The following is a 22577-nucleotide window of genomic DNA, read 5'->3' as shown; positions in this document are numbered from 1 at the left end:
CGATAACACTTCTGCGTCCCAAGAGAAGCCCTCCTTGTTCCAGTTTCTTAATCTTATTTACATTTATAATGCGCGTTGTTGAGCTTTTTATCCAAAGGAACACGGAGGTATGGATTTTATTAGGTTCATGGTATAATCTATAATTAGGTCAAGGTAAGCGAACAGAGAAAGAAGGTCAGCTCCATGAAGCCAAAAGAAAAAAAGCCCGACTGGATACGCATTAAACTGACCACGGGTGAGAACTACACAGAAATCAAAGAGATGATGCGTTCTAAAACGCTCCATACCGTTTGTGAAGAAGCGCGTTGTCCTAACATATACGAGTGCTGGGCGAATCGTACGGCTACGTTCATGATTTTGGGCAGCATTTGTACGCGTGCGTGCCGATTTTGTGCTGTCAATACGGGCATGCCTACTGAGCTCGATCTCGAAGAGCCAGAACGCGTAGCGGAAGCGGCTGAGAAGATGGGACTTCGTCACGCAGTTATCACGTCAGTAGCACGTGATGATTTGAGTGACGGTGGTGCATCGATCTTCGCTGCAACGGTACGAGCTGTTCGGAAGCGTCTTCCATTGTGCACCGTTGAAGTGCTTATTCCAGACTTTATGGGCAACAAGGATGCGTTGCAAGTGGTTATGGATGTGAAGCCAGACATTATGAACCACAATATTGAGACAGTAGAACGTATGTCTGATCGCGTTCGTGCGAAAGCGAAATACGAGCGTTCGTTGGAGCTATTGAGACGTGCTAAAGAAATGAACCCAGACATTCCGACGAAATCGAGCATTATGCTTGGTGTAGGCGAAGAGTGGGATGAAATTTTGAAATCGATGGACGATTTGCGTGCAATTGGCTGCGATATTTTGACATTGGGTCAATATTTGCAACCGACGCCTAAGCACTTGCGCGTAGATAAATATTACCATCCAGATGAGTTTGCAGTATTGAAACAAGAAGGTTTGAAGCGCGGCTTCAGCCACGTTGAGTCGGGTCCAATGGTACGAAGCTCGTACCATGCGCACGAGCAGACGAAGTCTGCAACGGCAACGTTGGCAGCTGCTAAGGTATAAGATTTGCGAGAATGTCGCCGATTAGTCGTTATCGAATCGGCGACATCGTAATCTTAGCCGCCCGCGTATCGGATGAACGACCGGGGAAGGAGGATTCGCGGCAGTGATTCATATCGGCGGAAAAATGTACGATCTTGTACACGAACATAGAACGGCGTGGAACCCTGAGGCGTTTCGCGATCGCTACAGCGAGGTGCTGGAGCGGTATGACTACATATTGGGAGATTGGGGCTATAGCCAATTGCGGCTAAAGGGCTTTTTTAAGGACAATCACCCAAAGTCAACGAAAGAATCCTCATTTTCGAGTGTGATGGATTATGTGAATGAGTATTGCAATTTTGGTTGCGCTTATTTTATTTTGGAAAAAGTGAGCAACAAAGACGCGCGTTGGCGTCCGCCAACTGAGGAGAGCGATTGGAGCGGAGAGCAAGAAGGAGCTGCTGCTTTAGAAGAAGGCAGCACTGCTGAACACGGAACTGCTGATCAAGCTGCACCTCAACCGCAAGGTATCTCGCTTCAACCGAAGGCGAACGCGCCAGAGGCTACGACAGCTGCTGTGCCAAGTGAGCGCAAGCCTAATCGGCAGCGTACTCGTCAGAAGCCGCACAGTAAATCCGGCTACCAAGGAGCTTCGCGTTCCGAACAAGCTCGTGAAGGACGTGGTACAGGCAAGGACCGCGATTCACGTGAGGCTAAAGACGTGAAAGATAACCGTGAAGGCAGAGAACAGCGAGATTCGAAGGCAGCTCAAGAAACGAAAGCAGCCTCGGAAGCGAAGAGTGCTCAAGGCTCAAGACCTGCGCAAGAAGCGAAGGTTGCTCATCAGGCAAGACCTACGCAAGAAGCTAAGACTGCTCATCAGGCAAGACCTACGCAAGAAGCTAAGGCTACTCAAGAGACAAGACCTACGCAAGAAGCGAAGGCTGCTCAACAGGCAAGACCTGCGCAAGAAGCTAAGGTTGCTCAAGAGACAAGACCTACGCAAGAAGCGAAGGTTGCTCAACAGGCAAGACCTACGCAAGAAGCTAAGGCTGCTCAGCAGACAAGACCTGCGCAAGAAGCTAAGGCTACTCAAGAGACAAGACCTACGCAAGAAGCGAAAGATACAAAAGACGCTCGCACCACGCACTAAAGCTTTGCATGACGTGAACGATGCGGAGTTGTAAACTTTCATATGCACGAAAAGGTGAAAGCCCTATGATCAGACGGCATGAGTAAGCATGCGTCGATTTCAAGGGCTTTTTGTGCGTGATCCTATGCAGTTACGTGATTTGACACCCGTTCTCGTCGTAGCCAAGAAACGCTTCACGAACACGATTCCAGAACGGGAAAGGACGATAGCGAACAAAAGTCACTTTTTGACTCGCAACACGGCAGCGGATGGACCGTAAATTTTCGACCGGAAAAGTAAGATGATCGACCGTCAGCAGCAGCCGCTGCTTTTTGCGCGAGAAAATATTACAGGAATGATGCTTAGGTAAAATTAATGGTGAACCAAGTGTGCGATACACACGGTTGTTAATGGAAGCGATTTCGGCGATTTGAATGGATTCAATTGAAGGATGCACCATAGCTCCGCCAAGACTTTTATTATAGGCTGTGCTTCCTGATGGTGTAGATACACAAATGCCATCGCCTCTGAACATCTCAAACAACTGGTCGTTAATGTCGATTTGGGCAACTAGTGTGCCGTCTAGCCCTTTAAGGGTAAACTCATTTAAAGCGATAAACGTCTTCGGTATATCATCGTCGCCATCGATTTCCAGCTCAATTAACGGATACTTCGCTGTACGTGGAGCGACTCGTTCCTGCTGCATATTGTCAGCCATGTATTGAACAAGCAGTTCAAGTTCGTCTGCTTTCCAATCCGCAAAAAATCCAAGATGACCTGTATGAATACCTACAAATGACGTTGAATCCAATATCGGAAAGTATTGATGAAATGCTTGCAGCATCGTTCCGTCCCCACCAATTGAAATAACAATTTCAGGGTGAGATTCATCTCGTGTAAGCCCATGAGCAGCAGCCAGTTCGTGAAAACGATTCGTCAAGGAAGCAGATAGTTCATCGCCTCGATGTAAAACAGCGTATCTCAAGGTGTTAGCTCCTTTTTGGTACGGGATATAATGAGCAGTATCAAAAAAACTTCATTTTCATATTATACGTTCTGCTCATGGAAAACAATCGCCATATTCGATTACACCGATGTTTGCGCGTTATCAATAGATAACGTTTCGCTACGGTTTCGTGTGTGTTCCGTTATTTTTTCGTAAAAAAAAGGACCCTTACCTGCCGAATCAGATGAATCAGCAAAGATACAGTGAGTAAAATGGCTAAAAGAATCAAGCTCCACCATAACCCGGTGAGCAAAGCTTGCTGTGCCATCGTCCACACCGAATATTCAGTGACAGTTAGGCCGCTGTTGGGCAACCAGGCCGCCAATTGTGGCTGCCACAGCTGCGCTAGTGGATATATAAAATAGGCGGCAACAGCAGCTATCATACTGTGCAACAATCGAGCTACTAAAAATGGCGTGTAGCGTAAGTCTGTCTGGTTCATAATGCTAGCCACTTGTGCATGGACAGATAGGCCAGCCCAAGATAATATCCACGCCGCCGCAACCACTTGCGCGTGGACACCGGCCGTTGCGGCAGCGCCCGCCTCTTTAGCCCCGAGCGTGACTTCGAACAGTCCGCCAGAAAACGATGCAGCCAGCGTAGCGGGTAAATGCAAGGCTCCCAGTACGGCTTGCAGCAGTACGTTCCACACATTCATAATGCCAACAGTAGCAAGCAGCTCTAACAGGACAGAAAAAAAGACGACTAGGCCCCCAACGACGACCATTAATTTTAACGAAGATTCAATGGCTTCCTTCAATAATGTGCCTAACGGGCGGCCATCTTGCTGACGTGCTTCATGCATCGCATAAAATGCTCGCAACAGAATCGAATTAGACCATTTACGCTGCCGCGAATGCGTTGCTTTAGGTTCGTGATCGTTGCTCTCTTGTTGCTGTGTAAGCGGAGACCGATAAGCGTGAAAACGCATCAGGACACCAACGAGCAAGCCAGAACAATAATGAGCCAAAGCGAGCGTGACAGCTAAGCCAGCATCGCCAAAAAATCCGACGGATACAGCGCCAATCAAAAATATCGGATCAGACGTCGTCGTAAATGCGACAAGTCGTTCGCCCTCTTCGCGTGAGATCAGGCCCTGCATACGCAATCGGGTCGTCAGCCTTGCCCCTACGGGATAGCCGGAGGCGTAACCCATCGCCACGACAAATCCCCCTACTCCCGGCACACGAAACAGTGGCCGCATCACCGGGTCTAATAGCGTGCCGATGAAATGGACGATCCCGAACCCAAGCAACGCTTCAGATATAATAAAGAACGGAAGCAGTGACGGAAAAAGCACATCCCACCATATCGATACGCCACGCGCAGCCGCGGACATGACGACAGAGGGGTGCTGGATCATTAGCAGCAGCGCTGCGCTAAACAAACACGCTATAACTAGCGTGCTTAGGCGTGTCCGATAGTTGGTGCGCATGCGTCAACTCCTTCCTCGACATACATCATGTGTTACGTTAAACGTATCACTCCAACATATGAACAAGCCCTCTTATTCATGCTTAGTAAGCGCAAAGCATTTTGTCTTCATTCTGTAATCAAAATGTAAAGAAACCGGTTGCATGATCGCGTATTTTTCTGGGAAAGATTATGATAAGATAAGGATAGAGAACGATGAAATGCGTATCCGTCGGTAAGGGGTGATGGGAATGAGCATAATAGCAGGCATCCTTGTTTGCGCTTTCGTCTACGTCATTCGGGAATCTTTAATGGGTCCACCGGAAGAGGATTGGGAAAGCTAAACATATTCATTCGATACAGTACGGCGCTGAATGTTAATCAGCGTCTTTTTGTTTACGTTAAGCATAGCGAATGACGGTGATTGTATGCTCTGATTAGGCACATCGGATCAATTAGGAATGAAACAAGGATGTGTTCATAAAAATGAGCCTTTCGTCGGCATCAGATAAATGATACTATTTGCCTATACACTTAAACCAAAAAAGCACTTTTTTTGTAACCATTAACGATTAACGCGTATTAAGGAGTAGACGATGCAAAAATACAATCAAACCATATATGAAGCGGTTGGCGGCGAAGCAGGTGTTCGCCAAATCGTTGAAGCTTTTTATCCGAAAGTGCAGGCAAATCCGTTGATTGGCCCACTTTTTCCGGAAGATATTGATCCGGTCATCGAAAAACAATATATGTTCTTGTCCCAATTTTTTGGTGGGCCGATGCTGTTCTCAGAGCAGTATGGACATCCGATGATGCGCGCTCGACATATGCCGTTTCCGATTACACGTGAAAAAGCGGATGCTTGGCTACAATGTATGCGCGAGGCGTTAGACGAAATTGGGATGGATAATGAGTTGGCGGATATGGTTATCCAGCGTTTATCGGGGCCAGCCTATCATTTTGTAAATACACCTTAGCAGAAGAGGAGAACTTCCGTGATAATAGAAGCGCTATTCCAAATCGATGCAGATTGTCCGTACTGTGAGCATACATTCAAAACTTCACGAGTGCGTTCGAGCTTCAAGCGGCCTTATAAAATGGATAGTGACTTTTGTCCTCATTATAAAGAGGACAGACCTAACCCTGATTTTTACGTTGTGCGGGTATGTCCCAAATGTGGCTGTGCCTCAACAGAGCATGCAACCAAACGCTGGCTTCCGCATCAACGTGTTGCGTTTGAAGCGAAGGTAGCTAAGCAATGGCAATCACGTGAATATGGTGGTGAGCGTTCATGGGAAATAGCGTTGGAGACGTATCAATTGGCGCTAGTTACAGCGCAAGCTATTTCGGAGAGTCAACGTGTCATAGCCGGATTGCTTCATCATATGGCTTGGTTATTTCGTTATCGCGGTGCAGAAGAGCTAGAGAAGCGTTATTTGCAATTTGCGCTTGATGCTTACATTAACACGTACGAGCAAGAGTGGCGCGATCAAAATGATGCGAAGCTTATTTACATGATCGGGGAAATGCATTTGCGACTGAGCCAATATAACGATGCCGCAAAATGTTTTGCCCGTATCATTCATGATAAGCGGATTATGGATGCTTCTGTGATTCGCGCTGCCCGTGAGCAATGGGTAGTGATGCGGGAGCGGATGGCTGCGGATAAGCTAGGTGAACCAGATGTGAAGCTGGAAGAAAAGAGTACGAAATTAAAGTATATATCGGGTTAATTCATTGTGAAATGGAACACCGAGCGGTGAAGCCCCCTGTCACGATAACGACAAGGATAAACAATAGGTACAGAGTGTACAGGTTGTATATCCCATCGTTAGCAGAAGCAGAAGGGGCTTTACCTTATGGCGCAGTTTGCCAACAAATAGTCTTGATCGGCATCAACAATCGTTACACGATGATGGCAGCATGGAAAGACGAGCAAATGTTTTTTGCCGCCTTGGATAATAGTGATGTCTTTCGGCTTGAGTGGCAGCAGGACATGATCTTGTCCGCAAAAAGGACACTGTGCAATAATGTCCCCCATTTGTTCATCGTAAGGCAGCGTGTTGGCTAATGGAATCATGATTTGCTGTCCTCACTTGATTCCGAAATAGCGGCTTGTTCGTCTTTACGCTCCGTTGCTTGCGTTTCTTGAGATTGCGCTTCTGCTTGTGCAGCTGTTTCTTCTTGCGCAAGCTGTGATAGCTTCTGCAATAAAATATGCTGCGGCGTATGCATCAAGTGCTCCAATGGGATACCAAGTGCTTTGGATAGCTTCAACGCGGTGTCAGCTGATATTTGTAACGGTCTCAACTTCATCCTCCTCCTTTAGTCATAAAAGATGTATAATGATATAGTTTAGTTATACACGGTGATGGTCGAAAATACAAACGCAAACCATACCAACCGAACAATACCGACTTCAACTTGAGAAAGGTGTGTGTAGCATGAAACATCCGTTAAACCAAACTTGGGACTTGGAAGTGTTTTTTGCAGGTGGTTCCGATTCTGAGGCTTTGCAACAATTTTTGGCTGAAGTTGAACAACAATTAGCAGCGCTAGGAACTCTTGTAAGCGAAACAGAGTCTCCGCAATCAGTTGAAGCGACAAATTCGCTTGTACATATCACGCAGCAATTACAAGATGTGTTTGTACGTTTAGGTGAGGCCTCATCGTTTATTTCCTGCCTGTGTGCAGCGAATACAAAAGATAAGAAAGCCGTGCAATTACACGGCCGTGTGCAGTCGATTAGTGCAAGCTTGCTTACGGTGAGTACGAATTATAGTGAACTTGTCCGTCAAATGCCGGACGATGTATGGAATACTTTCTTAGCATTGCCTGACATTGCAGATATCGCCTTTAATCTGACGGAACGTCGCAAGGAAGCACAGGAAAAGCTGCCACCAGAGCAAGAAGCACTTGCTGGCGACTTAGCAATTGATGGCTACCATGGCTGGGGCCAGTTGTACAATACGATTGTTTCTCACATTCGCATTGATCACGAAGAAGATGGCAAGGTAACGCAGTTGTCGGCTGGACAAGCGCACAACAAGTTGTCTAGTCCGAGCCGTGAAGTGCGTGAGCGTGTGTTCGAGCAGTGGGAAGAAGCATGGAGTGAGAAAGCGGATTTCTGTGCAGATGCGCTTAATCGCATCGCGGGCTTCCGATTGAAGTTGTACGAGCATCGTGGCTGGGAAAATGTATTGAAAGAGCCGCTCGATTATAATCGCATGTCGCAAGCAACGTTGGATGCAATGTGGGACACGATTGTACGCAACAAGCCTGCATTCGTGAAATACTTGGAGCGCAAAGCGAAGCTGCTTGGTGTTGAAAAGCTTTCTTGGTGCGATGTTGATGCGCCACTTGGCAGCACACAAGCTACTATTTCTTACGATGAGGGCGCAAGCTTTATCGTCGAGCAATTCCGTAAGTTCAGCTCCAAGCTGGCTGACTATACAGAGCATGCATTTGACAACGATTGGATCGAAGTGGAAGATCGCCCAGGCAAGCGCCCAGGCGGGTTCTGTACGTCGATGCCAGTTAGCGGTCAGTCTCGTATTTTTATGACTTATGCAGGCACGCCTAGCAATGTCTCGACGTTGGCGCATGAACTTGGACACGGATATCATACATATGTAATGGAGGATCTGCCTCCGTTTAGCAAAAAGTATGCGATGAACGTTGCGGAAACCGCTTCTACGTTCGCTGAAATGATCGTGTCTGATTCGGCTGTTAAAGAAGCGAAGGATGAGCAGGAGAAATTGGCGTTGCTTGAAGACAAAATTCAGCGCTCCATCGCATTCTACATGAACATTCATGCACGTTTCTTGTTCGAAACGCGGTTCTATGAGCAGCGTAAATCAGGTCTACTGACAACGGATCAACTGTGTCAGTTGATGGAAGAAGCGCAACAGGAAGCATACTGTGGAGCGCTTGGTTCCGTACACCCGCATTTCTGGGCGTCGAAGCTTCATTTTTATATTACAAATGTTGCGTTCTACAACTTCCCTTACACGTTCGGCTACTTGTTCAGTACAGGCTTATACGCACGTGCGCTTGAAGAGGGCGCATCGTTTGCGGACAAGTATGACGCGCTCTTGCGCGATACGGGCAGCATGACGGTTGAGGATCTGGCGCAGAAGCATCTAGGCGTTGATTTAACGAAGCCAGATTTCTGGCAGAGTGCAATTGATGTTACGTTGCAAGACGTGGATCAGTTCTTAAAAATGACAGAGTAACCATATTCAAATATAGATATAATAAGTTCGGATATGTGAGTAGAGAGGAAGTTTGTTTTGACGTCAAATGGTTTATTGAAATTGTTTACCGCTTTATTTTATTCGACAAATGCGCTGTTAATCCCTTATTTGCCACTGTTACTAAGTGATCGGGGATTTGACTCGCTAGAAGTCGGAACATTACTTATGCTGGGGCCGTTTTTGGCTATGTTCGCGCAGCCGATCGTAGGCGTATGGAGTGATCGAATTAAGGCTACGAAGCCGCTGCTGTACGGCTTGTGGATTGCGAAAGGGCTTGCGGCTGCATGCTTATTCTTGTCCACGGGACGTATGATGGCTGCTGTTAGCTTGCTCGTGCTCTATATTTGCTTCTTGCCAGCAGTAACGCTCTTAGATACGCTATCGGTCAAAACAGCCGCAGCTGCCAACACGTCCTACAGTGATATTCGACTGTGGGGCTCGGTTGGTTTCACGATTACAGCGCTCGTGCTTGGTCAATATTTTGACCTGTGGGGCGGCGTTGACTCGTTAATGTGGATGTACTTGCCGATTTGGGGCGGTCTGCTTATCGGTATGTTCTTACTTAAAGAGCCGAAGGTTGAACCTACAGCCGGAACGGAACCTGCTATAAGCTGGAAAGTTGTTCGTCAAGCACTTAGCATGCCGTCCTTGCTGATCTTCTTCGGTTTGATTTTTCTAGTGGCCATGCCGCACCGGATGAACGACGGTTTGCTGTCGCTTCATTTGAGTGATCTTGGTGCTTCCACTGCCCAAGTATCTTGGGCATGGGCTGTAGCAGGCTTAAGTGAAATTATTGGCTTTGCTGTAATGGGACGTATTATGCGTCGCGATCGGATGTTGGTGATGCTGACCGTCGTATCGTTCTTGTACGTAGGTAGATGGTTGCTATATGCATTCGTAACCGATCCATGGGTCGTTATCGCCTTGCAATTTGCCCATGCATTTACGTATGTGGCACTCTGGGTTGTGGCGATTGAATTCGTGTCGAACGTGTTGCCACAGCAATTGGCAGCAACAGGCCAAGCTTTGCTTGGTATGGTGTTCCTAGGCTTGGCTGGTTTGGCAGGCGGAGCAGCGGGTGGAGCGCTTCAAGAAGCATATGGCGGTACTGCGATGTATTTGTTTGGCGCAGTGTGTGCAGCACTAGGTGCAGTCGGTTTCTTGATATGGCGATTCTTCCGTGAAAAAGCGTCTGAAAAGTTAATGCCTAACGCGAAATAGTTAAGTTTAAGGTATAAGACAAGCGGTCCCATAACGGGGCCGCTTTTTTGCATGTTGCAGGTCATTCGTTAGAGGGCCTGTGGAACAGTAGAACATTTAGAATGATTCATGAAGAATCCTGTCGGATAAACGGAAAAAAATATGATATTTTGAGGGGGATTTTGTAAATTTGTGTTGAATGAAAGTATAAACGATCTTATAATGGGGATATGAGCCATTTAATTCTATTATATGGATTTTGTATTTAGTTGGAGGGATGTTGTGGGTAAAGTTAGTCATTTGCCTTTAGCAAGACAGCTGAGTCTTGTTATGGAAGAGCTGGAGTCAGAGTTAATTGGTCTTTCGGGTGGAACAATTGTCGTATGTATTCGAAATGATGTTATCGGTAAATTCGGAGTCAAGCACGATGCTCTAGAGTGTCGTGATGGAGTTATGAAACCTATTCCAGAGGGCCTGAGCAGACTACATGTTTCGACGCTGCGGCAAATGGCCATTGACGTGTTGAAACGGAAGAAGAAATGGACACACGGCGAGATTTCGTTCGACTTTTCCGTAAAAAAAGGCTCCATGATGGTTCATATTTGGTTTGAATCCAACTACAATTTAGTTCATATGCTTGAAAATGAACAACTTCCAAGTTATCGACAGATGCCTAGAGCAAGCTAAACTCACGCTATTTACATACATATTCAGTCGCCATTGCATAAAAACGAAGAAGCTCGCAGCGTAAATACGTTGGGAGCTTCTTTGCCATTAGCTAATACTAAGTATAGATGGACACGAATAGGTTTGGCGATTAACGACTAGAGCGGCCACCTGCTAATTGCTGCTCTGCAATTTGGACGAGGCGCTTCGTAATGAAACCACCGATAGAACCTGTATCGCGCGTAGTGTAGTTTCCGTAGTATCCGTCTTGCGGAATAGGAATACCTAGCTCTTGCGCAATTTCATATTTCAATTGTTGCAATGCTGCAGTCGCTTGTGGAACAACCAAGTTGTTCGAACGGCTACCACCTTGTTGGTTAGGCATGTTGTTCACCTCCTTGTGATAGTTATTATGGGTCGATAGAGTGGAAATATGCGAGGAAAGGTTAAGGTGAGGTCATGTAAATAATGCCAAGTCGGAATTGGATTCCGCTTGGCATTTTGAATGACGATATGAACATGTGAGTGGATCGTTGCGGGTTGCTGATTAGTTAGTTCTGTTCAGCATGTTGAACGCTTAAGTCCAACACAAGCGTAACCGGCTCGTTAGGTTTCAAATCGATAAGACCGGTCGTTTCATCGTCAAATGGTAAATTTGGTGCGTCAGTCAGCCAAGTGTACGGCTCGATACAAATGATTTCTTCTGCGACACCGCGCGTATACAGCACCCAGTGTTTAAAGTACGGCTCGTTGCCTGAATAGCGGATCGTGTAGCCGTCATCACGCGTTAATAAAGCTTCTGGTTTGTGCTCTCCTTTGCTAAACACCGTATCAAAATCGGTGCCTTTCAAGTTCATACCGTTAATGAGCTGCTCATATTGGCCCAGAGGTGCCGTTGTTCCAGTCGTAATTAGCTCTTCGTCTAGCTCGTAAATACCTGTTACAGGTACCTTAACGGTCCAGCGCTCAGGTTCGCCATCAATTTGCAGCCAAGTGTGCGTGCCGAAGCCGAATGGCGCAGGCTGCTCGCCTTTATTGGTCACTGTTAAAGCTTGTGTTAGCGTACCGTTGGATAAGGTCATCGTCATCGTGAGTTGTAGTGGGGTTGGGTATTGACGCATCCAATCAGCGTCGTCAGCTGTGTTGAACACACAAGTAACGGCACTATGTGTATCTGTCGTTTCGGTTGCTGTTACTGTCCAAGCTTGCGTGCGGTGCAGACCGTGGATGTGGTTGTCATTCGCTGTATTTTGGTCGAATTGATACTGCACACCTGCATACGTAAAACGTCCACGACGAATACGTCCAGGAGGCATTAGCATCGGAATTCCGAAGTGATATGGCTTCGTCATATAGTAATCAAGATCTTGCTCTGCTGGCGTGCGGAGCACTTCACGCTCCGCAATCTTATCCCAGAGGCGAATAACATTATTGCCTAGGCCGGGTAGCACTGTAGCCTCTAATTTTTCGCTATGCAAAATAATCGTTTCGTAGCCGTTCCATTGTCCTTTTGTTACCTGATACATATGGTTTAGCTCCTTTTTTTGCTTTAATGATACCAGAACGATTAAGCTGTGTCATATCGTGCTGCAACAAATATTTGACAAAATGAATGTAGTTCGTTATTCTAATGCCTAACACAAATCGAATGAAAACGATGATAAGGACAAGTAAGCTTCGCTTGATGCTGCAGAGAGCCGATGGATGGTGCGAATCGGTGCGGATACGAAGACTGAATGGACCTTGGAGTGCGAACAGGAACGCAAGCGGTAAGTTTGTTCAGGTTGAACGAGAACGAGCTGTCGATGCAAGTATGGTTAGCCGTATCCCTGCGTTAAAGGGTTAGAGGTTCACAGAATAGGTGTGCATGAATGTTTATTGGGATGCAACCTACTGCACGTACGTATGCATGTACAATGTGTAGAAGTGGTTCTGTGAGCAAATGAGGGTGGTACCACGGTCTTTCGTCCCTTTTGGGAGAGAGGCCTTTTTTGCGTTGTTTTTACGTTGTTTTGGCTTTGCTGGCGTTGCATGTGCAGGTTGTGTGCTCGATGCACAGCGCACAGCGCACAGCGCACAACGCACAGCGCACAACGCACAGCGCACAACGCACAGCGCACAACGCACAGCGCACAACGCACAGCGCACAACGCACAGCGCACAACGCACAGCGCACAACGCACAGCGCACAACGCACAGCGCACAACGCACAGCGCACAACGCACAGCGCACAACGCTGAGGCAAGCACATCATAAATTGTTGAAGGAGTGTTATGAACATGAAAAGAGTATTGTCTGGTATTCAACCAAGTGGACAGCTTACGATTGGTAATTACATTGGAGCGATGCAGAACTTTGTGAAGTTGCAGCACGACCATGAATGCTTTTTTATGATCGTCGACCTTCATGCTATAACCGTGGCGCAAGAGCCGGCAGCTTTGCATGAGCAGTCAGAGCAAGTTGCTGCCCTGTATCTTGCCGCAGGTATTGATCCGAACAAGGCAGCTATCTTTATGCAGTCGCATGTACCACAGCACGCAGAACTCGGCTGGTTGATGACGACGATCAGTTATATGGGCGAGTTGGAGCGCATGACGCAGTTTAAAGATAAGTCAGAGGGCAAAGATTCGGTTGGCGCAGGCTTGTTCGTATATCCGGCACTCATGGCAGCTGATATTTTAATTTATAACGCAGACCTTATTCCGGTTGGCGATGACCAGAAGCAGCACTTGGAATTGACACGCGACTTGGCGAATCGTTTCAATCATCGCTTCGGGGACTTCTTCACGGTTCCGCAGCCATACATTCCAGAAGTAGGCGCGCGCATTATGTCGTTGGACGATGCATCCAAAAAAATGAGCAAGAGCAGCGCGGTTGCCGGCAGCTTGATCGCTTTACTTGATGATCCAGCCGTTATCCGCAAAAAGATTAGCCGTGCGAAGACGGATATGGAAGCTGTCGTTAAGTACGATCCAATTAATAAGCCGGAAATTAGCAACTTGATGAGCATTTATGCACATACTTCCGACTTAAGTATTGCTGAAATCGAAGCTAAATATGATGGCCAAATGTACGGGCCATTTAAAAAGGACTTGGCAGAGCAAGTAGCATCATTCATTGAACCGCTGCAAGCGCGTTATCACGAGGTTCGCAAATCTGGCGAACTGCACGATGTATTGAAAAGTGGCGCGGAGCGTGCCCAAGCGGCTGCGCAACAAACGCTTGATGAAGTGAAGCGTCGCATGGGCTTTGTAATGCCGCGTTAAGCTGCGTGTACGAAGAACTCGCTTAACGAAGCTTATAGATGCAAGACGTAGAGTGAATGTAAGGGTGCAAGTGGTCTGAAAAGGTACCATGCTGCACCCTTACTTTGCGACACGTCGCTCATGAAGTCGGCAAGCACTCCATGTATGTAACCTCATCCTTTTAGGCCTGTTCTTGACTTTGCGCTTGTGCTTCTGCGCGCCTGCGCTGTTTTGCCTTAACGGCAAATCCGAAGCCAGTGTTGCAAAAGGCGAGCACACCGAACAACAACGCAAGCCAGCCATTGTGGCTAATCGTTATCGACAGCGCTGTTAGTAGTACGATTGTCGAGCAAGCAAACCAAAGGGCTAACCCTTTACTCATCATGATCTCTCCTTCACTGCGATTAGGACATTCCCTTACATTTTCTGATGATGGCGTTTTCTTTAGTATAACATGTTGCGAAACGGATAAAATAAGTTTGCAAGCTTGCAGCAACAATTAGAACCGCCATTGTGAAGGGAGATTTTCTTTTATGTCCAATCAATCTCGTTCGAATAACTTGGTTGTTCCACAAGCAACTGCTGCCCTGCAGCAATTGAAGTATGAAATTGCTCAGGAATTGGGTATCCCAATTCCGCAAGATGGCTACTATGGCAACTATACGACTCGTGATACTGGCTCCATCGGAGGCTTTATTACGAAGCGACTTGTCCAAATTGCCGAGCAATCGTTGTCCGGCGGTGCTGGACGCTAATTTTATAGCAAACCACACAAAAAGCTGTTCCTGCGCGCGGAACAGCTTTTTTAATTTCCGAAAATGAGCCTAACGATACGTATGCATACTCATTCATACACTCATAAATTTTCATTTCTTCATTAACAGTGGTAACATAAAGGAATACATAATGTTTAGTTTGGAGAAATGGGGATGTATCAAGTAAGCAATCGTTGGCTGCGCAGGCTATTAGTATCCAGTTTTTTTATTTATCTCGCTATTATCGCTAAATTGCTGTTGTTCCGCGAAGGTGCATCAGTACTGCTCGATTATGAGCAGTGGCTATGGAACGACTTCTCACATATCCGCTCTAATTTAACACCGTTTCGAACAATAGAGAGATACATTTTAGTCCAGAAACAATTTGCCTACAAAAATTTATACGGCAACTTGCTTTTATTTTTCCCGTTTGGTGTATGCTTGCCTTTGTTGTGGAAATGTTGGAATCGCTTTATTGTGTTTGCCTTATTTTTGCTCAGCATCATTATCGGTGTTGAATTTATTCAAGGTTTGTCCCAGATCGGTGTATTTGATATTGATGATATTATTTTGAACAGTATCGGTGGTCTTTGCGGATTTATGCTTGGAAAATGGCTGGCAAATAAGCTCGGCTTACATTCGTCGTCCACCCCTGTTAGCATGCACTCGTCTCAATAATACAAACTTAAATTTAAGCGTATCACACAGGCTTATCACCCTGTTCTGTACACGAATATGTGAAAAAGGGATGGCATGATGCCATCCCTTATTTCATTTCTAATCCATATCGCTGCTGCATTTTTTCATTGCTAATCCAGCCAATATAATAATCGAGCGTGTCGTAACGCTTATTCATCAATACGACGGCGACAAACGGATATTGTTTGCGATGGCGATAACGCACATCGACCCAGCGTACAGCATAGCCGTAATCCGTTTCTTGCACAGTTGCACAAGCGTACCTAGTGAAATAGAGCAGCGCTTGCACACATGAATGCTGTTTAGATGCCTCGACGGCTGGGTGCTGATCGCATTTTGCCGTTTCAAACCATTGCAAATTCCGCTGTTTCAAGTTTCCGATCCGAAATGCGCCGTTATGACAATGTTTAACGATGTTCCAGTTCGTCATGGACACGGTCGGAATTAACGTATACGTCTCACCAGCACGGAATTCCGCATCCAACGTGGGTAGCTTGCGCAATAAATGGCGATGTGCGAGCGTCCGCCATACGTAATAAACGGCAAGTAACAGGTACAACGTCGGAAAAATAATGCGCGGTGCCGCTAGTCCGAACACCCACAGTGCAACCGCAGTTACATGGGTTACAAAAATAAACGGGTCGAATATGGAGATAATGTTCCACGAAATCCAGCGCTCTGAAAAAGGGCGAGCAGCTTGTGTGCCGTATGTGTTGAACATATCCATAAATACGTGCAAACAGACGGCTAGCCCCGTCCAGCCCGCTACATGGAGAAAGGATGAGCCTGCAAACGCCCATGTTAGTACGCCAGCGATGAGCAATGTCCATACGAACAGCATCGGAATGGAGTGTGAGAAGCCACGATGGTGTCTAACATAGAGCGTGTTGCTTTTTAAACGGAGCGCCGTATCAAAGTCCGGAGCTTGCGAGCCTAGTATGACGCCCAGAAATACAGCCCCAGCCGTGGCGGAATGTGTAGCCACAACAGGGTCGATTTGCGATAAACCCGCCAGACCGAGACCGACGACAAAATGGGTTCCGGTGTCCACCTTTACAACACCTCCTACATAGTGTATTGTGAGCGATATTGTTCCAAATTATGACGGGGGTTAAATAAATAAAGAGAGGAAGACATAGAGGATGAGTCGAATCGTGTTTGTTGAATATCGGATCAATCCGGAGCAACGAGAGTCGTATTTGAGCATCATGAAACAGTTGCTTCAATATAAGCAAGATGTTCTATGGTATGAAGGAACGGATCAGCCGAACGTCTTTGTCGAACAATGGCTGAATACGACCTCTGAGGATTACATACGTATAAAAACATTAAGATTAGAAGAAACGAGCGAGTGGGATCAGGTGACTGCCTGCATTCCAGGTGGGAAGTCCAAGCTACATATTTGGGAGTTCCAGCAGCTCAACAGCATATAAGATCGACATTATTTTTTTAAAAATGTCAGATGTGTGAACAAAACGGCATCAATTCGTATGCAATCGGTTGTCAAATTGATGAACGATTTGCGGGGTCATTGTCACGCGTTGGGCATTTTTGCTATGATTAAAAATACAGCAGGACAATCGGAGTGGATTTTCTGCATGTTTTTTTGAACACAACAAGGAGGAACGGGTCACGTGGAAAAACAGATCAGCTATCGGGCTCCTTCAGATTCCGTTATAGTTTCACCGGAACCGATGCGGTCCGGATTATTGAGGGAGCTTATTCTGTTAACGAAGCCTGGAATTATACGCTCCAACTTAATGGCAGCGTTTGCGGGCTTCTGGGTGGCAGCCAAATGGGACATTCCTTGGATGACCTTGCTGTGGATGCTTATCGGCACCACACTTACAATGGCATCCTCGACTGTTTTTAATAACTATCTCGATCGCGACTTCGACTTGAAAATGGAACGGACACGTAATCGTGCGTTACCTTCAGGACGATTACAGCCTTATGTTGTTCTGATGTACGCAATCGCGCTAGGGATCGTAGGGCTTGCTGTCCTATTTTTACTTGTTAATCCGCTTGCAGGTTTGTTCGGAGTAGTTGGTGTATTCGTTTATGTCGTTATTTACACATTGTGGTTAAAGCGCTCCTCAACATGGAGTACCTCAGTAGGCGCTATCTCGGGCTCAATGCCGCCTGTGATCGGTTACGTTGCAGTAAGTAATCAGGTCGATATTGGAGCCGTATTATGTTTTGCTCTAATATTTTTCTGGCAGCCGCCGCATTTCTGGGCTTTGGGGATTTGGCGAGTGGAGGAATACCGTGCCGCTAGCTATCCATTGCTGCCCGTAGTGAAAGGGATTAGACGTACGCAGTGGCAGATGCTTCCTTATGTTGCGTGTTTGTTGCCCTTGTCGTGGCTGTTTTATGGTTACGGGTATGTCGGCATCATTTATGCGATTGCAGGAACTGTGATTAATTTGTACTGGCTGTACCATATTACGACTGGTTTTAAGGCGGAGGATACGACAGCGTGGGCGAAAAAGAACTTCTTGGTGTCCATCACGGTGCTGTTGCTGCAACTTGCTATTTTAATTTTAGATACGACAGGTAAGTAATAAAAATAATAAACGGTTAGCGAAAAATGGGGGACTATAAGATGGCACAATTCGCAAAACGTTATCCATTACCTATTTTTTTAATGACACTAGTTGTCATTTTTGCAGCAGTGGCAGCCTATTTGTATTGGCCTCGCACACCGGAGTTACCGGTCATTAAGAAAGCTGCTGACTTCTCGATGCAAAATGTAGATGGAAAGACGGTTACACTGCAAGACATGAACGGCAAAGCGAAATTGTTCTATTATTATTTTGCAAGCTGTCCGGACGTCTGCCCACCAACAACGTTTATGTTGTCTCAAGTGCAAGACATGCTGAAGGAAAAGGGCGTTTTTGGCACGGATGTCAACATCGTCTCCATTACATTTGATCCGAAGCGCGATTCGCTCGAAAGGTTGCAAGAGTGGTCGCAAAAGAACAAAGCTGACTTATCTGGCTGGTACTTCTTGCGCGGCGACGAAGCTGCAACGGCGAACATGATGGACGAGAACGGAAGTAAAGTGATTAAGGACAAGGACGGAAACTTTACGCATACCAACTACGTGACGCTCGTGGATCAGGACGGTCGAATTCGTAAGTTGATTAATGCTAACGATGTGAGCATTACGCCAACACAGATGGCGGAGAGCATTGTAAAAGATGTTATGAGCATTATCAAATAATGGTTACAACCACAAGCTGCAATTAGGCAAGAGGCGGGGTTAGATCGGGGTATATCACATACTCCTCTAGCCCTGCCTTTTCTAACATTTGCACAAGGTACTCGTCTGGAGTGCCTTCTACACCTGCATATCCTCGTCTCGTATATATATGCTCCGCGTCAGGAAACGCGTCTCTTAGCACTCCGCGAATTTTTTTGCCAGAAGCATCGTTATCCATAAATAAATAGACAGGCAGGCTACCTACTTCTCGAAGTAGCGATTCTGTTCGATCTGTACTTAAAGTACCGTACGTACAAACGATGTATACGTGCTCATTAACGAGTCGCCGCAAGCGACTGCGGTCATTTTTGCCTTCAACAATAATAACTATGTCCATGTGATTCACCATCCTGAGTATGAAGTAGGCTATGTGGGTAGTGTACCACAAATGTAACGGAACGTTGCGCACGATGCAATGGCAAGGCTCGTAATCAAACAAAGAGCGGCTTGCTAATAGCAAGCCGCATAAGGAGAGAGCGAGATGAGACTTAGTACTTACCGCAAGCGCATATAATGATTACGAGCAAAATGAAGAGTACGAGAATGAAGCTGAAGCCTCCCCAGCCACCACCACCGTAACCGCTAACTCCACCAACATAAGGTGTAGGAACTGGACCTCCGCCGCCACATGGGTTAAAACATTGTCCCACTAGGTTCACCACGCTTTCGTGAATAGTCGTTTGACACAATGTATACTATGACGGGGGGGTGATGTTGCGCTGTGCATTTACCTATATTGCTGTAAGATGGTTGATCGCCCGGGTAAATGTAAATGCCATACTAGGTGCTGCGATGCGATGGTTTCAACGGCTGTGGTTGAAAAGGTACCCGTGCTGGCAACAGTGTAATGGCGCTCATCAGAACGAGAAAGGCGATAAAGTAGGGTGAGATCACGGTTCGAAGCTGCCCCGCGATTACCGGACCTAAAAATGAACCGATCGAAAAGGCGATGGATAGGATGGAAAAAATACGACCATAGCGCTGACCGCCGCTTAATTGCAATAAATGTGCGGATAAAGCGGGCAATATAATGCCTTTTGTCATCCCGATCATAAACAAAGTCACCAGCAGAGGGACAGGCCATTGAATGGCTAAGCAGAAAAATAACAAAGACAGCACAAAGGCTCCTGACCAAGTCCGGAAATAAGCCGGATAATGATTTAGAAAGAGAAGACTAAGGGTGAGTAGAGCACCTAAGCTAATGGCAGAGAACAACATCCCTGTCTTCATAATGGATTGTAAGGCATCGCCTACTAGTGGCAGCTCAAAAAATAAAATGCCTTGCGAGCAAGCGATAGCCAGCGGCAGCAAGTAAAAGCGCCACGGTACGGACGTAGCGAGCGCTGCTTCAGCGCTTTTGTCAGCTGCCGCCGCTGATTCTGCGGGGGTTGCTTGTGCAACTGGCGCTGGCTCTGGAATCATATAAATGGCGAGGGCGCCAATGACGACGAGGCCCCAGCCTAAAGCTTGGAACGCCATCGCGAACCCGACTTTGGCGACAAGATAAGCACCCACAGCGGGTGATACGACCGATGCTAGTGTATGAATAAGCCCGTTGCCAGCCATGAGCTTGCTTTGATGGACTTGGTCGCGAGCGTAACGTGCAAGCAAGGCTAAGCACGCCGGTGATAAAAAGGCGAGAACAAAGCCGCTGACTGAGCGCAGCGCCAGCAGCTGCCAAGGGTTCGTTACATAGGATTGCAGGATCATAATGACACCAGCACCCATTAAGCTCGTTACGATGAAGATGCGGCTGCCAAATCGATCAACACCGTAGCCTGCCATAATGTTTCCAGGCAGATGGGTAAACGAATATATGCCCATCATGAGCCCGATAAAGGACGGTGCAGCCCCAATCGAAATCGCGAATGGTGTTAGGATTGGATATTGTGCGTGTAAATCAAAGAAAGCAACAAACAAAAATAAGTACAGCCACAGCACAGAGCGCAAGCAAGGTCACCTCCAATATTGCTATGGTATACTTGTACGTTGTAAGGGACGAACTTAGTACTTTAACTATGACACTGTGCTTCTATCCGGTGTGAAATGTGGGAATGCTATGGATGATGTTGTATACTATTTTTTAAGAAAGGGTAGTAGGTGATAGAGATGGAAATGTGGTTTGAATACTTAAAGGAAAATTGGCTGTTCTTCTTAATTGCTCTTATTGTGCTCTTTGTAGTCGTTAGCTTCGTGAAGACGATGATTAAATGGGCGTTGGTCGTCGTTATCATTGCAGCAGTTGCTGTATATGGCGGCTTTACGTGGGATGATGTGAATCAAGTTGTCACTACGGTTAAAGACGAAACCGTGCAGAAGTTAAAAGAGCAAGCGATTCAGGCTATGGTTGAAGAAGCTGAAAAAGCTAAATTTACCGCAAATGAGAATGGCACATATACGATTTCAACGTCTAGCTTGGAGTTGACGGGAAAACCGAACAGCGGCAAAGTGGGAGTAACGTTCGGTGGCGTGTCACTCGGTGAATGGGAACTGAATGAGGCCGTACGCGAGTTTATTCAGACGGCGAAGCAGAACAAATGACAGCATGGATAGAACGTGTGGATAACATAAATGTGGTGACGATAGGTTTAGCTGCCATCGTCCTTGTATCCGTGCTGCGAGGAGGGAAGAGGGGCGCTGCGAGCTCGATGCGGCACCTCTTCTTTTTTGTTATCGAGTCTGTTGTAACGTTATTGTCATTGTTTATTTCGTTTAAGGTGGCTGCGTGGTTGTCCCCAATCGTCCAGCGTTGGCTTGTACAACGGCAAATCGAGCTGCCTGGTAGCCAATTATCTTGGCTTGAGCAGACCTACTACACGATCGTACTGAGCTTACGTGATTTAGCGTTGTGGCGTGTCGCCCTGCTGTTTGTGCTTGTATATGTTCTTGTACGTTTGCTGTTCATCTGGCTGATGGACTTTGTTCTTCATCGGGTGCCGCTGTTTATGCAGACGAACCCGCATTCAGTTAGCGGGACTCGTGTAAAGGGTGTGGCTGGTGCAGGGACAGGAAGCGGAACGGGAGCAGGGACAGGGTCAGCGGCATACCGTCAGCGTGAAGGCCGTTTCTTTACACGTGCGATCAGCCGATTCATCGGGGCTATACTGGGCGGGATGCTCGGAATGGTTCGTGCGCTTATTGTCATCACGGTGCTGCTGGCATACGTGACGCTTCAGCCTCATTCAGCAGCAAGCGAGATGATTCAAGCCTCTAAGCCTTACCGTGCTGGTGCAGAGCAAGTGGTTGAACCGCTGATCGGATCGTATTTAACACAGCGGTTGCCGATGTTCACTCATGAGGCAGAGCGTGAGCTTAGTGCGCTGATGCAGCGCAAATATGAAGTGATCGATAATCAGATTCCGTCGCATATTGAAGGTGCAGCCGTACAAATCACGAAAAATGCGCGTACGGATGAGCAGCGAGCGAAGCTGCTCTATGATTGGGTCGGCTCACGCGTAAGCTATGACTGGGACAAGGTGCGCCAATATGAGTCGAAGCGTATATGGAAGGAGCAAACGCCGCAGGACACATTTGCTACGCGCGAAGGCGTCTGCATTGATTATGCGCGACTCTACGCTGTCATGGCGCGTGCCGTCGGTCTAGACGTGCGTGTGATCACGGGATTGGGATATGACGGCAAAGGTGGGTACGGCCCGCATGCGTGGAACGAAGTATGGCTAGGTGAACTAGGCAAATGGGTGCCGCTTGATGCAACTTGGGCGAGTACGGGCAACTGGTTTAACCCGCCGCGTTTTGCGGATACGCACATCCCGAACAAGCTGCTGCCGGAGGCGAATCTAGACTGAGAACATAAACATGAAAAAGCATCTGTTCATGCTTTGAAGATCGGTCTTCATCTATGGTAAACTATTTTAGTTGAACAATACTTG

At 46.9% G+C, this 22577-nt stretch carries 26 protein-coding genes, 1 pseudogene and 1 other annotated feature; of the genes and pseudogenes, 16 read left to right on the top strand and 11 right to left on the bottom strand.

Annotated elements, in window-relative coordinates:
• Nucleotides 1-174: 174 nt before the first annotated feature.
• A pseudogene (gene lipA / locus KIK04_RS06110) lies at nt 175-1071 on the top strand (lipoyl synthase); the annotation flags it as partial.
• Nucleotides 1072-1174: 103 nt separating this feature from the next.
• A complete protein-coding gene (locus tag KIK04_RS06105; protein WP_232277408.1) occupies nt 1175-2203 on the top strand; it encodes a YutD family protein in 1029 nt (342 codons plus the stop codon).
• A 130-nt stretch (nt 2204-2333) separates the two neighbouring features.
• Here the strand turns inward: KIK04_RS06105 and KIK04_RS06100 are convergent, their stop codons facing one another.
• Nucleotides 2334-3167 carry an NAD kinase gene (locus KIK04_RS06100; RefSeq protein WP_232277407.1) on the bottom strand — a complete coding sequence of 278 codons (834 nt, stop codon included), beginning with the start codon at nt 3165-3167 and terminating at the stop codon, nt 2334-2336.
• A gap of 163 nt (nt 3168-3330) precedes the next feature.
• Nucleotides 3331-4623, bottom strand: coding sequence for a sporulation integral membrane protein YlbJ (gene ylbJ, locus KIK04_RS06095; RefSeq protein WP_232277406.1), 1293 nt, complete (start codon nt 4621-4623; stop codon nt 3331-3333).
• A gap of 574 nt (nt 4624-5197) precedes the next feature.
• On the opposite strand from ylbJ, the gene KIK04_RS06090 reads away from it, so the two are divergent.
• Together KIK04_RS06090 and KIK04_RS06085 are read left to right on the top strand one after the other, a co-directional pair.
• The gene (locus tag KIK04_RS06090) at nt 5198-5578 is read left to right on the top strand and encodes a globin domain-containing protein (RefSeq protein ID WP_232277405.1); all 381 of its coding nucleotides are present in this window, start codon (nt 5198-5200) and stop codon (nt 5576-5578) included.
• An 18-nt stretch (nt 5579-5596) separates the two neighbouring features.
• Nucleotides 5597-6334 carry a DUF2225 domain-containing protein gene (locus KIK04_RS06085; protein WP_232277404.1) on the top strand — a complete coding sequence of 246 codons (738 nt, stop codon included), beginning with the start codon at nt 5597-5599 and terminating at the stop codon, nt 6332-6334.
• 119 nt (nt 6335-6453) lie between these two features.
• On the opposite strand, the gene KIK04_RS06080 is transcribed toward KIK04_RS06085, so the two are convergent.
• Complete coding sequence (locus tag KIK04_RS06080) at nt 6454-6681, bottom strand: hypothetical protein (RefSeq protein ID WP_232277403.1); 228 nt, start codon at nt 6679-6681, stop codon at nt 6454-6456.
• Nucleotides 6678-6911, bottom strand: a complete 234-nt coding sequence (locus KIK04_RS06075) for a YycC family protein (RefSeq protein ID WP_232277402.1) — start codon at nt 6909-6911, stop codon at nt 6678-6680. The genes KIK04_RS06080 and KIK04_RS06075 overlap by 4 nt, the downstream gene beginning before the upstream one ends.
• A 134-nt stretch (nt 6912-7045) precedes the next feature.
• Here KIK04_RS06075 and KIK04_RS06070 point away from each other — a divergent pair, with 134 nt between their 5' ends.
• The 3 genes from KIK04_RS06070 (at nt 7046) to KIK04_RS06060 (ending at nt 10744) form a co-directional block, all read left to right on the top strand.
• Nucleotides 7046-8836, top strand: coding sequence for a M3 family oligoendopeptidase (locus tag KIK04_RS06070; protein ID WP_232277401.1), 1791 nt, complete (start codon nt 7046-7048; stop codon nt 8834-8836).
• A 57-nt stretch (nt 8837-8893) separates the two neighbouring features.
• The gene (locus KIK04_RS06065) at nt 8894-10078 is read left to right on the top strand and encodes an MFS transporter (protein ID WP_232277400.1); all 1185 of its coding nucleotides are present in this window, start codon (nt 8894-8896) and stop codon (nt 10076-10078) included.
• A gap of 261 nt (nt 10079-10339) precedes the next feature.
• Nucleotides 10340-10744, top strand: coding sequence for an O-methyltransferase (locus tag KIK04_RS06060; protein WP_232277399.1), 405 nt, complete (start codon nt 10340-10342; stop codon nt 10742-10744).
• Nucleotides 10745-10874: 130 nt separating this feature from the next.
• Here KIK04_RS06060 and KIK04_RS06055 read toward each other — a convergent pair whose 3' ends face one another.
• Nucleotides 10875-11108 (bottom strand): alpha/beta-type small acid-soluble spore protein, encoded by a 234-nt coding sequence (locus KIK04_RS06055; RefSeq protein ID WP_232277398.1) that lies wholly within the window; start codon nt 11106-11108, stop codon nt 10875-10877.
• Nucleotides 11109-11274: 166 nt separating this feature from the next.
• The gene (locus tag KIK04_RS06050) at nt 11275-12249 is read right to left on the bottom strand and encodes an aldose 1-epimerase (protein ID WP_232277397.1); all 975 of its coding nucleotides are present in this window, start codon (nt 12247-12249) and stop codon (nt 11275-11277) included.
• Nucleotides 12250-12371: 122 nt separating this feature from the next.
• Nucleotides 12372-12698 (top strand) — a binding site (T-box leader).
• 21 nt (nt 12699-12719) lie between these two features.
• On the opposite strand from KIK04_RS06050, the gene KIK04_RS06045 reads away from it, so the two are divergent.
• Nucleotides 12720-13055 carry a hypothetical protein gene (locus KIK04_RS06045; protein WP_232277396.1) on the top strand — a complete coding sequence of 112 codons (336 nt, stop codon included), beginning with the start codon at nt 12720-12722 and terminating at the stop codon, nt 13053-13055.
• Entirely contained in the window at nt 13003-13989 is a 987-nt protein-coding gene (gene trpS, locus KIK04_RS06040) for a tryptophan--tRNA ligase (protein WP_232277395.1), read from the top strand. The genes KIK04_RS06045 and trpS overlap by 53 nt, the downstream gene beginning before the upstream one ends.
• 160 nt (nt 13990-14149) lie before the next feature.
• Here trpS and KIK04_RS06035 read toward each other — a convergent pair whose 3' ends face one another.
• The gene (locus tag KIK04_RS06035) at nt 14150-14353 is read right to left on the bottom strand and encodes a hypothetical protein (RefSeq protein ID WP_332330002.1); all 204 of its coding nucleotides are present in this window, start codon (nt 14351-14353) and stop codon (nt 14150-14152) included.
• A gap of 148 nt (nt 14354-14501) precedes the next feature.
• Between KIK04_RS06035 and KIK04_RS06030 the strand changes: the two genes are divergently transcribed.
• Together KIK04_RS06030 and KIK04_RS06025 are read left to right on the top strand one after the other, a co-directional pair.
• Entirely contained in the window at nt 14502-14723 is a 222-nt protein-coding gene (locus tag KIK04_RS06030) for an alpha/beta-type small acid-soluble spore protein (RefSeq protein WP_232277394.1), read from the top strand.
• 174 nt (nt 14724-14897) lie between these two features.
• Entirely contained in the window at nt 14898-15401 is a 504-nt protein-coding gene (locus KIK04_RS06025) for a VanZ family protein (RefSeq protein ID WP_232277393.1), read from the top strand.
• Between the two features lie 88 nt (nt 15402-15489).
• On the opposite strand, the gene KIK04_RS06020 is transcribed toward KIK04_RS06025, so the two are convergent.
• Nucleotides 15490-16473: a metal-dependent hydrolase gene (locus KIK04_RS06020; RefSeq protein ID WP_232277392.1), complete on the bottom strand. Its 984-nt coding sequence runs from the start codon at nt 16471-16473 to the stop codon at nt 15490-15492.
• A gap of 91 nt (nt 16474-16564) precedes the next feature.
• Between KIK04_RS06020 and KIK04_RS06015 the strand changes: the two genes are divergently transcribed.
• The 3 genes from KIK04_RS06015 (at nt 16565) to KIK04_RS06005 (ending at nt 18648) form a co-directional block, all read left to right on the top strand.
• Nucleotides 16565-16855 (top strand): hypothetical protein, encoded by a 291-nt coding sequence (locus KIK04_RS06015; protein WP_232277391.1) that lies wholly within the window; start codon nt 16565-16567, stop codon nt 16853-16855.
• A gap of 201 nt (nt 16856-17056) precedes the next feature.
• On the top strand, nt 17057-17986 hold the full coding sequence (gene cyoE, locus KIK04_RS06010; RefSeq protein ID WP_232277390.1) for a heme o synthase: 930 nt from the start codon (nt 17057-17059) through the stop codon (nt 17984-17986).
• Nucleotides 17987-18027: 41 nt separating this feature from the next.
• Nucleotides 18028-18648: an SCO family protein gene (locus KIK04_RS06005; protein WP_232277389.1), complete on the top strand. Its 621-nt coding sequence runs from the start codon at nt 18028-18030 to the stop codon at nt 18646-18648.
• A gap of 22 nt (nt 18649-18670) precedes the next feature.
• Here the strand turns inward: KIK04_RS06005 and KIK04_RS06000 are convergent, their stop codons facing one another.
• The 3 genes from KIK04_RS06000 to KIK04_RS05990 form a co-directional block, all read right to left on the bottom strand.
• A complete protein-coding gene (locus tag KIK04_RS06000; RefSeq protein WP_232277388.1) occupies nt 18671-19024 on the bottom strand; it encodes a toprim domain-containing protein in 354 nt (117 codons plus the stop codon).
• Nucleotides 19025-19175: 151 nt separating this feature from the next.
• Nucleotides 19176-19337 (bottom strand): sporulation protein YjcZ, encoded by a 162-nt coding sequence (locus KIK04_RS24390; protein ID WP_442951160.1) that lies wholly within the window; start codon nt 19335-19337, stop codon nt 19176-19178.
• 130 nt (nt 19338-19467) lie between these two features.
• Entirely contained in the window at nt 19468-20637 is a 1170-nt protein-coding gene (locus KIK04_RS05990; protein WP_232277387.1) for an MFS transporter, read from the bottom strand.
• Between the two features lie 159 nt (nt 20638-20796).
• Here KIK04_RS05990 and KIK04_RS05985 point away from each other — a divergent pair, with 159 nt between their 5' ends.
• Both KIK04_RS05985 and KIK04_RS05980 read left to right on the top strand, forming a co-directional pair.
• Nucleotides 20797-21228, top strand: a complete 432-nt coding sequence (locus KIK04_RS05985) for an ATPase (protein ID WP_232277386.1) — start codon at nt 20797-20799, stop codon at nt 21226-21228.
• Nucleotides 21225-22493 (top strand): transglutaminase-like domain-containing protein, encoded by a 1269-nt coding sequence (locus KIK04_RS05980; RefSeq protein WP_232277385.1) that lies wholly within the window; start codon nt 21225-21227, stop codon nt 22491-22493. Before KIK04_RS05985 ends, KIK04_RS05980 begins: the two co-directional genes overlap by 4 nt.
• Nucleotides 22494-22577 lie beyond the last annotated feature (84 nt).

Source organism: Paenibacillus sp. 481 (genome assembly GCF_021223605.1).
Taxonomy (GTDB): Bacteria; Bacillota; Bacilli; order Paenibacillales; family Paenibacillaceae; genus Paenibacillus_B.
The sequence above is the reverse complement of the archived record's forward strand: the minus strand, read 5'-3'. Positions and strand labels throughout refer to the sequence as shown.